Below are 15,672 nucleotides of genomic sequence, written 5' to 3' on the forward strand. Positions count from 1 at the left end.
AATTATTTTTCTTTTTTTACTTTCTGAAACAATTCTTTAAATTCATTGTAATCTAAAGTAATGACAAAAGCGACTCCAGTTTCAACTACTTGGCCTTGAAGCGCCACTTGGTATTTGTTGATGCGATACGCCTTTAATTTATATCTTCCGTCTTTAGAAAGCTGATATTCTATCGTAACGTCACCTGCAATGGTATTGGCTTCTTGGTTTTGTTGTTGTGGTCCTTCCAATCCAAAGCTGCTTCCTACGGTAACCTTCAAGCGATCATTTAGCAATTTTTTAGAAATCCCAACATTTAAATCAGTTTTGTTCTCTAACTGACCTGTTGTATAATCTTGTGAGGAAGCTAAATCAAAATTCAGCTCGACACCGCTTATTAAATCGCCTGCTAGATTGTTTAATTGTTGTGACAGGATCTTACTAGCACTTTCTCTGGCAAGAGACGAAACCGTTGTTCCTCCTGATTCGCTGGCAAATGGATTTTCTCCTATAAAACGGTTCAATAGGAGTAAAGCAAACACTTGTTTGTTCAGTTCGTCTGGTTGCTGACGCAATTGGGTTAGTTTAGCTTGTGTTGTGTTAATGATTTCTGTAGAAACGCTGTTGTTTCCGTCTGGCAAGATAATGTCAAAGGAAATGGTTGGCTTCATTAGCTCGCCTTTCATTTTTAATTCGGTTTCAAAAGGAATTTTTTGCTTGTAGGTGCTTCTTATAGAAGCTGATACGTTAGATAATTGGTCGTCGACAAGATCAATTGGCGCAGCTTCGTTTTTATAAACTGCTGTGATATTGATATCAGCTGCCGTTGGCTCACCTGTCCACAGGATATAACTACCGCTTTTGATATCAAATTTGCGTTTGATCAAATTGAAATTCATTTCATAAGATCCTTCGTTTAACTCATACCGACCCGTTAAAGTCGTTTTTCCAGACGGATCAATACCGCCACTTAGTTGGGCTTCTCCTTTTAATTTTAAAAAATCACCATTGGCTTTGTCAATGACAATTGATAATTCAGCGTCTTTATCCACTTCGATATTTACAGATGCATTGATACCTGTAATTTCGAGGTTACTCAAGGCTTCATCTGCTCGTAGCTTCGTCTGAATCATTGGCGGGTTGTCCTGATCTATAAATTCAACAATACCTTCTCGATCTGCTATTGATGGATCAGATTGTGGCATTACAATCGTGAATTTAGTGTCTTTGTTTACTTTAATATTTCCATCGACTATAGGGCTATTGAAAGTACCACCAATTCTTAAATGATTGTCTAGATACATTTCCCCGTAATACAAATCATTGTCTTTCTCCTGGGAATTGACCGCTTTGAAATTTATTGCATCGAGCGTTAAATCATAACCGATGTTGCTAAAATTTTGAGTATTGATTTTTCCGTTGATATCTAAATCATTATCTTTTTCATCTTTTATCTTAAAATGATTGAAAGCAATAGTATTACCTGTAAATGCAATTTTATCATTTAGCGATTTAAACGTTGCATTGAGAGGTGTTACTTTAAATCCTATTTCATTAAAAAGCAAATCACCTACCATATTTGGCTGGCTTGTATTTCCAGCTATTTTAAAATTACCGCTTAAGAAACCGGTACTCTCCTTTAGGTTATCCAATGTAAAACCTTGAATACTTTTTAGGTTTAATCTTGAAATGTCTAAATTTATATCTAGGTTGCCTTCGCCTGTCTTGTAGGTTCCGTTTAAATCGACAAGGTTATCTTGTCCAGTTAGAGAAACTTTTGCATTGTAAGTATTAGCCACTATATTGTCAACTTTTATGTTGATTGTACCAATGGTGTCTTTCTTGAATGAGAAATTATCCACAATTAAATCAGAAGTAAAAACAGGGGATTGATTCAAGTTTTTTACGACCGCATTCCCGTTGATGTTTCCGCTTATTTCTATGTCTCCTTTGACAGCGATATTAGTGATAGTCTCAATTTTGAAATCTTTGAAGTCAATTGCTAAAGGAGCGTTTGTCTTTTCTGACCGTGACTGTATATTAATGCTGCTTTCTTCTTTGCTTAATTTAAAGTTGTTGGCATAGATTCCTTTTTCTCCAAAACGAAGTAGGTTATTTGCATCCATCATCCAAGGCTCATAATTTAGGACTAATTTCAGTGGGTCAAGCCTAAGTTCATTATTAGCTGCTGAAGCTTTAAGTGTTCCAGAAATCAAGTATCTTTTTATATCTTTTGCATCTTTTAATTGCAGGGTATAGTCTGCTATATTGTTTTGCACTTGCCCACTAATGGAAGTATAAGGCAATTGGAATTGGCTGTTTTGAATGTCATCCACCACAAGACTGTATAGTAAAGCATTGTCTTTTGTATCTACTTTTAGAATTCCATTTGTAATTGTATTACCACCATAGACTAATTTAGGAATAGCACCATTCAAGATTATGGAATCATTGACAGTGTTGTATCTTCCAGTTATAGTAATAGGCTCAAGGCTCTTTAGTTCAGGAATGAGTTTCAAAATAATAGGGCTGTCTGAAATTCCAATTTTAAATGCAAGTTGTTGCTTTTCGGTCGTTGTTGCTTTTCGAGATTGACTTAGGTTGTAATAATTAGCTGCCGAATTAGCTAGTGCGTCTGCAATTGTTGTCAATTTGTATTTTCCTTCTATTTCTGCATTTAGAAACTGAGACTTAAACAACAATATGTTTTTGTCTGATGCCGAAGTAACAATCATAGTAATGGAGTCCATCACAAATTGTTCTTTTTCATCGGCAATAGTAAGATTGAGAATATTAAATTTTCCATTAAGATAATCGAGATCAACAGATTGAATATCTGCATCTAATGCTCCTCGTATCTTCATTGGTCCGGCATGTAAGTTTAGCTTCTCTAAGTCAGCAACATCAATATTTAACTTTATTTTTCCAGCTGGGTATTTGTCTTTAAAACTACCGCTGGTCACCAAGTCAAAAGTTAAATTTGGATCGTTACTATCTGCAATAGCTTGAAATAAACCGTTATTAATGGCTCCTTTAAGATCAAGATTGGTATAGTTGTATTTATTATAATTGATTTTTCCTATGGTCCCTTTTACGGCAGCATTAGCTGTTTTGGGATCTAACCCAGATCCTTTTATAGTTGCATTCCCACTTATTTTCCCAATCGTATTATTCTTGATTAGTTTTCCTAAATCAAAATTTTCGAGCTTTGCTTTTAGATCGTATTTTTCTTTGTTTTTTATTCTTTGATCCAATAAAGCATTGATTTTGGCTGGACCAAAACTACTTTCCAAAACCAAATCAGTAGCGAAGTTACTGATCGTTCCTTTGAAAGTTCCATTGACATTAAATGATGCAGGTAAACTAATTGAATTAGGAATAGTTTCTTTCGGAAGGAAAGTATTAAAATCCTTGGCAGTAGATGAAAATTCTTTTAAATCTAAATCAAAGTACGCTTTTTTTGTATCTGGCAAACCCGTTATGGTTCCGCTACCCACAATTTTTGTATTTCCTATACCGCTAATTTCTAAACCTGGAATTTCAATCGCTCCTAGTTTACCGAAAATTTTGCTGTTTACTTGAAGTATAGCATTTGGATTGTCCTTAAAAGGTACCGTATTGGCTAAACCAGGAACAAAAAGTAAAATGTCTTTAAAGCCCACGCTGCTTTTTTTCAAAGTAGCATTAATACTTAATTCCTCTAGATGATCACTAATGCCTGCAATAGAAGGATAACCAATACGGATTTCGTCTTTTACTAAAGTTTGTGGTGTTTTTAGGTATAAATTTTTAAGAAAAGAATTCGTTTTCCCGTAGAAAAAATCAGCTTTAAAAGACTGTAAGTCAAGACCGCTCTGTTCTTTTAGTTTAAAAGCGTTAATTTTTCCGGAGGTGCTAACAGAACTGTAATGGATATCTTGGGCATCAAAGCTTAACGATTGTAGTTTTAAATGATTGTAATCAAACCCTTTTGGTGTCGCAGCAATGTTGTTATTGTCATAGTTGAAATCAACTCTTTTGATATTAGATTTTCTTACTTTAAAATCCCAGTCCCTACTTGCAGTTGCAGTTGGTTCTTTTTTTGTCAGTTTTTTTACTGATTTTTCAAAGGCTATTTTTCCGTTTGCATCTGATAAATTGAGGACATCAATTATAAAAAAATGGTTGTAGAAGTCGGTTTTATCAAATTTTGCGAGACCTTTTTTTAGGGAAATAGTAGCGCTCAATTTACTAGCTTCATCTTGATAATCTACAGCAATTTTAGCTAAATCAATTTCCCCTAACAGTAATTTATAATTACTTTGAGGCGTATCATCCTCCTGACTGGTAGTTTGAGCAATGCCCTGTCTATATTTAAGGTTCAAGCCTTTTATCTTGATCTTCGGGACTTCGAAATCCAAGGAACCTAAATCAAAAGTTTTAATGCGAGTTTCAAGGTGATTTAATTTAACGTACAAGTCATTTTTTGAAAAGGCATCAGTATATTTGATGTTTATCGTGTCCAGATTAATGTTTTCTAGCGAAAAGGTCATCGGACTAGAATCAGATTTTGGACTGTCAGGGGATGAGAATGCTTTGATGATATAATCAAAATTAAACATAGAAGTAGAGTCTCTGTTGATATTTGCCGTAACTCCCTGAAAATCGACAGAATTGATTTCAATTTTGTTATTGACCAATTGAAACATGCTGATGTCAACGGCAAGTTTGTTAGCACTCAACAGCGTGTCTTTTCCAAGGCCTTCAAAGTATACGCCTTCTAGAATAATTCTTTTAGGAAACCCAATGTCAATTTTCTTTATTGTAACCTTAGTTTTGATTTTATCTTGAATATAGACTACCGCCTTATCCTTTGCGAAATTTTGCACATAGGGGATTTGGATAAGCACAAGGACTAATAAGAATAGTAAAAGTATGGTTCCTATTGTCCACTGGATAATTTTAAGGCCTTTTTTTAAATATTCTTTCAAATCCTTTTGTTTTTTGATAAAAAAAAGTCAATCTGGACTAAAAGTCAAAATTGAATTAACTACAAAGATGAAAATTTATATCCGGACTCTTTTATAAAATATAAAGTTTCTATTATAAAATTATTGCTTTATAATCAGGCCAAATTAAATTTCGATTTTGGAGGTTTTTTAATATTTAGAAAAAGCTTTGGCACGAGTAATGCTAGCTTTGCCTTTATTAGGTTTTATACACTGGAACTTCATTAAATTCCTGAGCTTGTTTTTCTTTCAATAAAAAGTCTTTTACGGCCATTAACATTGCTTTATTAGACGTAAAAAGCTCCCTGTTAAAATTAATAATCGTCGTAATATCAATTTTTTCTAAAGTGGTATTTTGTGCCTCTGAATAGAAGTTGTTGAGCGCCGAAGTATAGTTGTTTTCTATAGAATTGAAAACGTACTGGAGGTTATCAAACGTACTTGGCATTTCTTGGTTGATAAGTGCATTAAATTGATGGTACAATACTTGTGTTTCCTGTCTATTGTGGATGAAAAAATTGTACTTGATGTCTTTTGACGAATGTCGGAGGTTAGTAATATTGGTACCTATATCTTTGACACTCTTTACGGAGTGCATGGAACTGCGTACAGCAGAAATTAATTGATTGATATCAGAATACTGCTCCGATTGTAATTTTGGCCTTAGCTCTAAATAAAATAAATGAAGTTCACCCTGCAACTGTTTGAGGAAATCATATTTTTCTTCTTTTGTTTTTATGAAAAACTTCTTCTTCTCGTTAATGCTTATATAGTCGGAATTTTTAGTGATGTAGTTCGTGTCAATCTTAAAAAGTTCTAAATTAAAAAGCATTGAATTGTGTATGAAATAGTTACTTTCCCTTTTAAATAAGTCTAAGGCAGTAATAGGTTCTGCTATGGAAGCATGTTTAATAAAAGCAGTCACTGATCCATCTGACTCTTTGAAAAAGCGCTCCAAAAAATGAGTAAATTGATCTAATAGCGGTAAGAAGATGATAATGGAAAACAAATTAATTATGGTGGAGAAAAGAACCAAACCAATGAGAGGATCCTTGACATTAAACTGCTCAGTTATCAGGAATAATATGGGGGACAACAGTAGGTAAGCAAAGAAGGTGACAAAAATATTAAAAAGGAAATTCCCTAACACGATTCGTTTTTTTGAAGCATTTCCTCCTATAGCGCCAAGCATTATTTTAATGGTAGTTCCAGTTTGTGAGCCCAATACAATGGCGGCGGCGATAGGCAAAGATATAGCCCCAACATGAATTGCACTGAGTGCAAGGGCCATGGTTACAGAACTCGATTGAACAAGTACAGTGATTATAAATCCAATTAGTAAAAAAACCGCCAGTGACATTGCAGTATATTGCGAAAAATCAAAAACTTTCACCTGAGCTTCCATGGCAGTTTTCATAAAAGATAGGCCAATAAATAATAAGCCAAATCCAAAAAGAAAATAAGAAATATATTTATAGGTTTTCCGACTTCCGAAAAGGATAAGAAGTAGACCTCCCATACAAACTGCAGGATAGGAAACAACTTCTATATCCATATTAAATCCAAGAGTTGCAACAATCCAACTATCAAGTGTAGTTCCTAGATTAGCGCCCAGAATAATAGCCATCGCATTCCTCATGGTAAATACACCAGCACCTACAAAAGCCAGTACCATGAATGAAACCATAGAACTACTCTGAAGAATACCCGTTACTATCGCGCCACCGGTAACCGCCCCAATCGCATTTTTAGTAATGCGCTGTAAAAAGAGTTTAAAACTCCTTCCAGAAAGATTTTTTAAAGACTCCTCCAGTAAATACATGGCAAATAGAAATAGACCAATGCCAGCAAGGAGTTTAAGAATATGATAGAATGTATCCATAGTATAAAATATACTTAAAGGTAAGAATAAAAGTAGTTTACCTATAAAATAAGACTATTTTTAAAATTGGAGTGGAATACAATTGTTTGAAAGAAGATGCTATAGCTACTTATTGTGAGTTTAATAAAATAAGTATATTGGGTACAAGAAGCACTTTAAAATTCAATAAGGCAATAACTTTTCTATGGCAACTCTAAATTTTATTGATTCCAATAAGCGATAATAATAAATAATATTATAGCAAAAATTCCAACAAGGGAACTAATAAAAAAATTATCAGCCAATTTTTCTAGTTGGATTTATTTCTCCAAATTTTGCGTTCGTATCGAAAAAAACGACAATAGCGAAGAAATGGTTAACAATAAGGCCATAATAGAAGTGAACTCATCTATTAAGCTGTTTTTTGCGGTATCGGTCATATGTAGTGACGTGATTACAAACAAACAAAAACCGAGTAGGTTAGCCGATGTATTTAGTATATGTTGGGAAGTTCTGTTTGCCAAAGCTTATTCTTTTAGAGAAGTAATTAGTGTTATTTTAGTGCATTATGAAGTAATTTTTAAAGGTAAAAATTGGAATGCAGCACTATAAATCTTACTTACATTAAAAAAATATTTCGATATTTACTTCTATCGATTATAAAAGTATAAAAAAACTACAACCTTTTTTGGCTGTAGCTCCTTTTTTAAATTTGTAGTTTTACAAAGCAACAGAACGAGTATTTGTCCACTTTATATTTTAACTCTAGTGCGTTTGCATCTCACTTTTACGTTTTTTTAACTGTACTTCTATATCTCTTATGGTTTCAGCAACCGCAGCTTCAAAACTATCCTCATTAGACGAAGCAAATATTTGCGGACCAGGACAGCTCAATATAATTTCGCATATCTTGCCTTTGCCATACGTTCCTTTTTCTTCTTTAAATTTTACATCTGCTCGAATAATCCATTTATAATGTTTTCCTAATTGTTCTAATTTTTCAAATACTAAAGCATCTGCTGTGTTTTTTGTTTCTGCTTGTACAAACTGTGTGATTATTTCCATGGTTACTATTTTATAATGTTAGTAGTATTGAAGTTATAATTAAAAAAGGTCTTGCTATGCTATATAAGCTATTTTTAATAGGTAAAATGTGTAAAACTAAATTTGCACACTACTCAAATTTACATATTAAATTCATAAGAGTTTAAAATTCAATGTTAAACAAATTAAAAAAAGCTACATTGATATATTTTGAAACTGATGCGCTTTGGATTAAAAATTAAGTAGTGAATCTAGGCTATATTTTTTTTATGATTTATAAATGAAGACCGAGTTCTTTTATCTGTTTTTCGAAAGTAAGAGCGTATTGATAACCATATTCAAAAATTTCATCCGATCTTTTTAGGTTAAAAAGACTAAATTGACTCATGTTTGGCGGTTCGATGTATAAAGTGCAACTGTCTATTTTATTTTGAACAGAACCTTTCATCGCTAAATGAAAACAACGGTCGACGATGTTATTCATGTGAACTTGATCTATTTCTTTTTTAATCGAATTCACATAACTGCCTATAATAATATCACATTGGCCAGCCAAAGGTTCGGTTGGGAAATTATTAAGCACTCCGCCATCCACAAATAAGGTTTCGTTGTAATTTACGGGTTGGAATATTAAGGGAATGCAGGAAGAAGCCATTAATGCTTGGGATAGATTTCCAGATGAAAAGTAAACTAGTTCCCCTTTTAAAATATCGGTAGCAGCTACATACAAGGGTATATCAAGATCCTCAAAAGAGTTGTTTGGAAAGTATTCCTTATAGATATCATTGAATCCTTTCATAGCAAAAAAACCTTGTCTCTTTATTAGGATATTGGAGAAATTAAAGATCTGTCCTTTTTTTAAAATAGTTACGATTTCTGGGATAGAATAACCTGCGGCATAAAAAGCTCCTGCAATAGCTCCTGCGCTAGTTCCGGAAATATGGGTTGGAACAACACCAAATTCTTCTAAAGCCTTTAAAATTCCTAGGTGTGCAATTCCTCTAGCGCCACCTCCTGATAATGCAATACCAATTTTAGGTTTCATATGACACTCTTAAAATTAGTAATAATTGGTTTCATTGCTCGAATAATTTGAGGAGAATGGGTGAATAACGCCGCTTTTTGCTCTGTTCAACCAATATAAATAAAAAAGACTAATTAGCAATGTTTTATATTGATAATTAGTCTTTTTGTTATTGGCTGTAACTGTTTTATTCCGTTTTAAATTAAGGATTGACAGTGTGCAGTCTTTTCAATGGCAATAATTTAAAGTGCAATAAAGTCTTCTGTTTTTGGTATACTGTTCATGGCTTCCATTGCGATTTCAGGAGTTGGATTAGCTATTTTTCTAAGTTTTGTGTCCATCCAAGCACCGTCAACAGTTATTGTAGCACACAATTTATCTTCTTCATTCTTTAACTCATGCACAATAGACCAACGGGAAGCGTCAGGTCTCATTTTAGAAATTTTGGTGTGGATAAATATGGTGTCTGCAAGCCCTATTTCTTTTCTAAATACGCATTCTTCTCTAAAGAGTATTGGACCAAAATGATTGGCCTGTAAAACTTTCATGGTCAAGCCAAGGCTTTCTAGAATCTCGATACGATGCTGAGCACCAAAATCATAATACGCGCTGTGACGCACATGGAAATTAGGGTCTAAATCTGACCAACGAAAGGATAATTGTTTACTAAAAGATGTCATTATAATTTATATTAAAAGTTTGAATTTGTTTTTTATTACTTGTGTTGCTTGCTCCATGATAAAGTACCCCTAATGACTACTATAGTTTTTTTAGAAAACAGTTATAGAAAAACACTCTAGTTTCATATAACGTACTTGTTTGCTATGAATGGTGTACTCATACATTTGAGCTTAGCAAGCGTAAATATAGGGAAAAACGAGAGTTTTGATTGAAATTGTACGGTGTATTTAGAGATTATTCTTTAATTTAAAAGGAGACTACTATGTCATTGTCATGGCAATATAATTACAGGTAATTTGCTAGTTTACGTAGCCTTTTGGAACCGTGGTGACTATCAGAAAAAATGTGAGTAGGGGAAAGATTTTAAAACTATATTTGCGCCCTTGGTATTTTTGCCAAGACTGATCCCTGTTTTTTATGATGACGAAAGATGAAACAATGCCAAAGACCGCAATAACTTCAGATGAAATTGATAGATGCATCGCCATATTGGCGCAATTAAACACGAATACTGACGAGATATTCGACATTGAGAAAGACCAAAGAACAGCCTTGATCAAAGCAGCAGGAATGTTTTCGAGACCAGATCGAGACGAACTTTCCCGACGTAAAAAAGATGGTAGACTAGTTGCCAAACGTAAAAAGGAAAAGCAGGACAAAACAGCTCGTAAAGAAACTGGAATACGCCACGCGAGAGAAGCGAGTATATTTATTGCGCCAAAACTATTGGCTTATAATGATCTTGCTAATAAAGAACAGTTAGAACTAGAAACGCCTAGAAACTGTTACGTATGTAAAACCCCATTTACTAAAATGCATCACTTTTATGATACTATGTGTACAGATTGTGGGGATTTTAATTATGCTAAACGTTTTCAGACAGCGGATGTAAAAGGACAAATAGCAGTTATAACTGGTTCTAGATTAAAAATAGGATATCATATTACTCTAATGCTTTTGCGTGGTGGAGCAACCGTTATTGCGACGACCCGTTTTCCAGTAGATTCGGCCATGCGTTTTTCTAAGGAGGAGGATTTCATGGAGTGGGGGCATCGTTTAAGAATTCACGGATTGGATTTACGACATATTCCTAGCGTAGAGATTTTTTGCAATTTTATAGAGCAAAAATACGAACGTCTCGATATTCTGATCAATAATGCAGCACAAACAGTGAGACGACCAGCGGGATTCTATACCCATTTAATGGCTAACGAAGAGCGCCCGATAAGTGCCTTACCAAAGCAGGTACAGGATTTATTGCTGGATCACGCAGATTGTTTACAGGAATTAAAAGTACTGACTGCGGGAGCTTCTTCTAATCAAAATATGCCAGTTACGTGGCACGGACCGGAACCTGGAATTGGTTTACGGGCTTCCGCCAAATTATCTCAGATTCCGTATAGCTTTGACAATACACTGGTGGCGAATGAAGTATTTCCAGAAGGAGAATTGGATGCCGATTTACAGCAAGTAGATTTAAGGAAAACGAATAGTTGGCGTTTGCGATTGGGGCAAATTGAAACTACTGAAATGATTGAAGTACAACTTGTGAATTCTGTAGCACCATTTGTGTTGTGTAACCGCCTTTCGGAAATAATGAAGAAAGACAATACGGGAAAAAAACACATCATAAATGTTTCGGCTATGGAAGGAAAGTTTCATCGTTTTTTCAAAGAAGACCGCCATCCTCATACTAATATGGCCAAAGCTGCTCTAAATATGCTAACGCACACCTCTTCTGGGACTTTAGCAAAAGATGGAATATTTATGAATGCAGTTGATACAGGTTGGGTAACCGACGAAGATCCTGCAGAATTAGCCAAAAAGAAACAGGAGTTGGAAGATTTTCAACCACCTTTAGATATTGTTGACGGCGCAGCACGCGTAATGGACCCTCTGTTTGATGGTATAAATACTGGAAAACACTGGTGCGGAAAATTTTTAAAAGATTATAATCCTATACCGTGGTAATATACTTGGGCTATTCTTTATTAAGAAAATATTCTATGTACAACTGCAGCTAGATGACTTTTTTAATAGTGGAAATTTAGTTGGGCCTTTTGCAAGGATTAAATTATTCTATTTTAATATCGCTTAAAAAAATCACTTTTTTTAAGCGATATTTTTTTATAACATTTCCTACTTATGAGAAAAATTAATCGTGACTGTTATATCTACGTAAGATACTTTGAGATTGCGGCTTTTAAGGAAGACATAAGAGAGTAACTCAGAGCTTAGAATTAATTATAGATTTCTCCAAATTTTGGGGTTGAGTCTATAAATCTTAAGTAGTACAAATCAACAATTTTCACTTTGGGAATAATTGCAGTTATTTTGTACCCTTCTTAACTATTTGCTTCATTATGAATAAATCGTTTGTCCATACTTAATAGCACAGAATTGGTATGTGAATTTTAGGTTTGCTAATCAATATTTTATGTCTTTGCGCAGTTCAAGCGATAGATTTATTTTTTAGAGGAAATCTTTGCAGAACGGGGATCTTTTCGTGCTGATTAAAATCAAAAAAAAAGCATATACGCTAAAATAAAAAGGATTTAAAATATTATTAAATCAACAATTCTCAAAAAATAAATCTTGTTTTTTTTAAATAGTAGAGGGCTGCGGAACGGTCGCTAAAGTCCGATTTATGCGTTAACATTTGTTTAAAGGGGCTTTTAGTTGTATATTTGTAATCCATCAAGAATAAAATTCACAAACAAAATAACGAAAAAGTTGACGGCTTTACATTTGATTTTCAGAAATCAGATGATAGAGTCGAATATTCTTTTATGAACTTAAAGGAATATTAGTTAGTGCAGGACATGTTGATAACTACATTAATGCAGCGCAAGGAAAAAACTAACCCTGGTTAGGGTCTGTTTTGAGGAAATACCTTATTTAACAGGACCATTGATGCTGATTGGGAGATGCGCTTCAATCTTAATATCGTTTTACTTTTAATTAGAAAATAGAGATATTATGGAGGAGAAAAGAAAAATAAAAATCAAGGTTGAGGACTTAACCCTAATTTTCGGAAAACGTAAACAGGAGGCTCTCGCTCTACTTGAGAAAGGTATTTCAAAAGAAGAAATCCTCAAGAAAACAAAATGTACTGTTGGTGTCAACAAGGTTAGCTTTGAAATTATGGAAGGTGAGATTTTTGTAATTATGGGCTTGTCCGGTAGTGGAAAATCTACTTTAATCCGTTGTTTGAACCGGCTAAACGAACCTACGTCTGGTAAAGTTTTTTTCGATGATCATGATATTACCCGCGAGACAAATAAAGAACTATTGGAAACCAGACGTACACAAATGAGTATGGTATTTCAAAAGTTTGGTCTGCTGCCACACAGAACGATTATTGAGAATGCTGCTTTTGGATTAGAAATCAGGGGAGAAGCAAAGGAGGAACGGGAAGAAAAAGCCCTGCAGGCACTAGAAACAGTGGGATTAAAAGGGTATGAATATCAATATCCATCGGCAATGTCAGGAGGTATGCAACAAAGGGTTGGTTTAGCACGGGCCCTAGCAAATGATCCTGAAGTTTTGCTGATGGACGAAGCGTTTTCTGCACTTGATCCATTGATTAAATCGGATATGCAGGATGAGTTGCTCGCTATACAAAACAAGTTACACAAAACAATCGTATTTATTACTCATGATTTAGACGAAGCCATGAAAATTGGTGACCGTATTGCTATTATGAAAGATGGTGTCGTGGAACAAATTGGAACAGCAGAAGATATTTTAACAAATCCAGCAACTACTTACATTGAAGCTTTTGTTAATAAAGTGGATCGAAAAACTATTATTACAGCTGAATCTTTAATGTTTAAAAAGGTTACGCTGGTTCAAATGGGCAAAGACGGACCCAAAGGTGCCATCCGAAAAATGAGTGAAGTTGGAGTTGAGATTCTTCCTGTGGAAGATGAAAAGAAAAAATTTCTTGGTTATGTCTGGTTAGAGGATTTGCTAGAATTGGAAAAAGAAAAAGTAATGTCTGTTGAGAAAGTGCTAAGAACAAATGTCCCTAGTGTATATAAATCCTATTCCGTAGAAGATATGTTACCCTTGATTACAGGGACTAAATACCCTCTGGCTGTTATTGAGGAAGCGACTGGGAAATTACTTGGTCTGATATCTCAAACTTCTCTGATTATTGAAGCTACGCGATTTGAAAAGGAAGAAATAAGTGAACTAAAAGAACGTGCAAACGAAATGTAATATGGAAAAGTTAATTGACCTTGGTAAATATATAGAAATTGGAATTAATAAGTTAGAAAAGAACTTTTCTGGATTATGGGGAGCTATAGATGGCGTTATCTCCTGGACGGTTGACAGTATGAATGACGTATTACTGGATATCCCTTTTTATATCATTATTGCATTTGTAGCCTTGGGGGCATATTATGCCAATGCCGGGAAAAGTGCCTTTAAAATGGAAGGATTAAAAAAAGGAGCAGGATTAGCACTATTTGCTGTTTTTGGATTATTGTTGATTTTTGCGATGGGCTACTGGGAAGAATCCATACAAACAACCACCTTGGTTATTGTTTCCACCCTGATTGCGCTGCTTTTTGGTGTTCCGTTAGGAATTGTGGCTGCCCGTAGCACAACAGCTGACGTGATTATTAGGCCTATACTTGATTTGATGCAAACCATGCCGGCCTTTGTTTATCTGATACCGGCTATTTTCTTTTTTAGTGTAGGAAATACTCCTGGAGTTGTGGCTACTGTAATTTTCTCGCTGCCGCCAGCTGTTCGGTTAACGAGTCTGGGAATTAGAAATGTTGCAGAGGATGTAATCGAGGCCGGACGCGCTTTTGGTGCAACCGAAAGACAAATTTTATTTAAAATACAGTTGCCTTTGGCAAAACCAACTATTTTGGCAGGCATCAATCAGGTAATACTATTGGCTTTATCAATGGTGGTGATTGCTTCGATGGTAGGAGCTAAAGGGCTGGGAAGTATTGTTTACCAGGGAATTCAACAGAACGACATTGCAAAAGGTTTTGAATCTGGATTAGGTATTGTGATATTGGCGATAATTTTAGACAGAACGACACAAGCTATCGCAAAGAAAAAATAAGAGTAATAAGAATAATAATAAATAAATATAATTATGTTGAAATTGAGAAAGTTAGGAATCTTACTTGGAGTTGCACTATTAACTGTTTCAGTTAGTTCATGCAAGAACGGTGAGAAGAAAAAAGAAGAAGGCGAAAATAAAAAAGAAGTTAGCATCTTTTATCCCAATTGGTCTGAAGGAGTTGCGTTCACTTATTTAGCAAAAGCAGCACTTGAATCACACGATTATGAGGTGACATTAACCAATCTTGCACCAGGCTTAATTTATGGAGAATTGTCGAAAGACGACTCAAAAGGGGATGTGTTTCTTGATGCATGGCTTCCTAATACGCATAAAGATTACTGGGCCGATTATGGTGATAAACTAGTAGTGTTAGGCGAAGCATTTAGCGAGGGTACAACTGGTTTAGTTGTTCCTACTTATGTAACAATTAACTCTATAGAAGAGTTGAACGCTAATAAAGATAAATTTAAGGGTGAAATTATTGGTATTGGTGGTGGTGCCGGTATTCATGCTAACACGGTTAAAGCAATAGATTTATACGGATTAGACTATGAGCAAATTACATCAAGCGGACCTGCAATGGTGGCGAGTCTTGAGAAAGCAATCAGGGATAAAGAGTGGATTGTAGTAACAGGTTGGAAACCACATTTCAAATGGTCTCAAAACGACTTAAAATATTTAAAAGATCCTAAAGGAGTTTACCCAAAAGATGCTTGTACAATTATTTCAAGAAGAGGATTTGAAGAAGACAAACCTGAGGCAGCAACTTTTTTCAAAAACTTTAACCTTAAAGAAGGGCAATTGGCCGAATTAATGACAGCCATTAAAGACAAAGGTGAAGAAGCAGGAGCTACAGAATGGTATGAAGCCAATAAAGTTTTGGTTGACTCTTGGATGAAATAATCTGGAAGTTTAAAACTTTAAATGAATATAAAAAGGGAGCCGCATTACTAAAATGCGGTTCCCTTTTTTATGTCTTAGTTACTACTGTTTTTGTTTACGA

Annotated in this window: 9 protein-coding genes; 4 read left to right on the plus strand and 5 right to left on the minus strand. The window is 34.7% G+C overall.

The annotated features are described in order from the left end of the window. Positions 1 to 2: 2 nt before the first annotated feature. From QO182_RS06420 to QO182_RS06440, 5 genes are all read right to left on the minus strand, one after another. A complete protein-coding gene (locus QO182_RS06420) occupies positions 3 to 4,949 on the minus strand; it encodes a translocation/assembly module TamB domain-containing protein (RefSeq protein ID WP_371560581.1) in 4,947 nt (1,648 codons plus the stop codon). Between the two features lie 217 nt (positions 4,950 to 5,166). After that, positions 5,167 to 6,849: a Na/Pi cotransporter family protein gene (locus QO182_RS06425; RefSeq protein WP_371560583.1), complete on the minus strand. Its 1,683-nt coding sequence runs from the start codon at positions 6,847 to 6,849 to the stop codon at positions 5,167 to 5,169. Positions 6,850 to 7,593: 744 nt separating this feature from the next. Further along, complete coding sequence (locus QO182_RS06430; protein WP_371560585.1) at positions 7,594 to 7,893, minus strand: HPF/RaiA family ribosome-associated protein; 300 nt, start codon at positions 7,891 to 7,893, stop codon at positions 7,594 to 7,596. Between the two features lie 253 nt (positions 7,894 to 8,146). Next, positions 8,147 to 8,917, minus strand: coding sequence for a patatin-like phospholipase family protein (locus QO182_RS06435; protein WP_371537138.1), 771 nt, complete (start codon positions 8,915 to 8,917; stop codon positions 8,147 to 8,149). Between the two features lie 221 nt (positions 8,918 to 9,138). Beyond that, positions 9,139 to 9,576: an acyl-CoA thioesterase gene (locus tag QO182_RS06440; RefSeq protein ID WP_371537135.1), complete on the minus strand. Its 438-nt coding sequence runs from the start codon at positions 9,574 to 9,576 to the stop codon at positions 9,139 to 9,141. A gap of 421 nt (positions 9,577 to 9,997) precedes the next feature. On the opposite strand from QO182_RS06440, the gene QO182_RS06445 reads away from it, so the two are divergent. The 4 genes from QO182_RS06445 to QO182_RS06460 all read left to right on the plus strand — a co-directional run bounded on the left by QO182_RS06445 (position 9,998) and on the right by QO182_RS06460 (position 15,572). Next, positions 9,998 to 11,548 carry an SDR family NAD(P)-dependent oxidoreductase gene (locus QO182_RS06445; protein ID WP_371560685.1) on the plus strand — a complete coding sequence of 517 codons (1,551 nt, stop codon included), beginning with the start codon at positions 9,998 to 10,000 and terminating at the stop codon, positions 11,546 to 11,548. A gap of 1,008 nt (positions 11,549 to 12,556) precedes the next feature. Further along, on the plus strand, positions 12,557 to 13,801 hold the full coding sequence (locus QO182_RS06450; protein WP_371537133.1) for a glycine betaine/L-proline ABC transporter ATP-binding protein: 1,245 nt from the start codon (positions 12,557 to 12,559) through the stop codon (positions 13,799 to 13,801). A 1-nt stretch (position 13,802) separates the two neighbouring features. Beyond that, complete coding sequence (locus tag QO182_RS06455; protein WP_371560587.1) at positions 13,803 to 14,666, plus strand: ABC transporter permease; 864 nt, start codon at positions 13,803 to 13,805, stop codon at positions 14,664 to 14,666. 33 nt (positions 14,667 to 14,699) lie between these two features. Continuing rightward, a complete protein-coding gene (locus QO182_RS06460) occupies positions 14,700 to 15,572 on the plus strand; it encodes a glycine betaine ABC transporter substrate-binding protein (protein WP_371560589.1) in 873 nt (290 codons plus the stop codon). Positions 15,573 to 15,672 lie beyond the last annotated feature (100 nt).

Source organism: Flavobacterium sp. Arc2 (assembly GCF_041431385.1).
Classification (GTDB): Bacteria; Bacteroidota; Bacteroidia; order Flavobacteriales; family Flavobacteriaceae; genus Flavobacterium.

What these genes read in the sequence shown, in the direction of transcription:
- QO182_RS06455 (WP_371560587.1), top strand. Translation starts at nt 13,803, where the DNA reads ATGGAAAAGTTAATTGACCTTGGTAAATATATAGAAATTGGAATTAAT.
- QO182_RS06430 (WP_371560585.1), bottom strand. Translation starts at nt 7,893, where the DNA reads ATGGAAATAATCACACAGTTTGTACAAGCAGAAACAAAAAACACAGCA.
- QO182_RS06435 (WP_371537138.1), bottom strand. Translation starts at nt 8,917, where the DNA reads ATGAAACCTAAAATTGGTATTGCATTATCAGGAGGTGGCGCTAGAGGA.
- QO182_RS06425 (WP_371560583.1), bottom strand. Translation starts at nt 6,849, where the DNA reads ATGGATACATTCTATCATATTCTTAAACTCCTTGCTGGCATTGGTCTA.
- QO182_RS06460 (WP_371560589.1), top strand. Translation starts at nt 14,700, where the DNA reads ATGTTGAAATTGAGAAAGTTAGGAATCTTACTTGGAGTTGCACTATTA.
- QO182_RS06450 (WP_371537133.1), top strand. Translation starts at nt 12,557, where the DNA reads ATGGAGGAGAAAAGAAAAATAAAAATCAAGGTTGAGGACTTAACCCTA.
- QO182_RS06445 (WP_371560685.1), top strand. Translation starts at nt 9,998, where the DNA reads ATGACGAAAGATGAAACAATGCCAAAGACCGCAATAACTTCAGATGAA.
- QO182_RS06440 (WP_371537135.1), bottom strand. Translation starts at nt 9,576, where the DNA reads ATGACATCTTTTAGTAAACAATTATCCTTTCGTTGGTCAGATTTAGAC.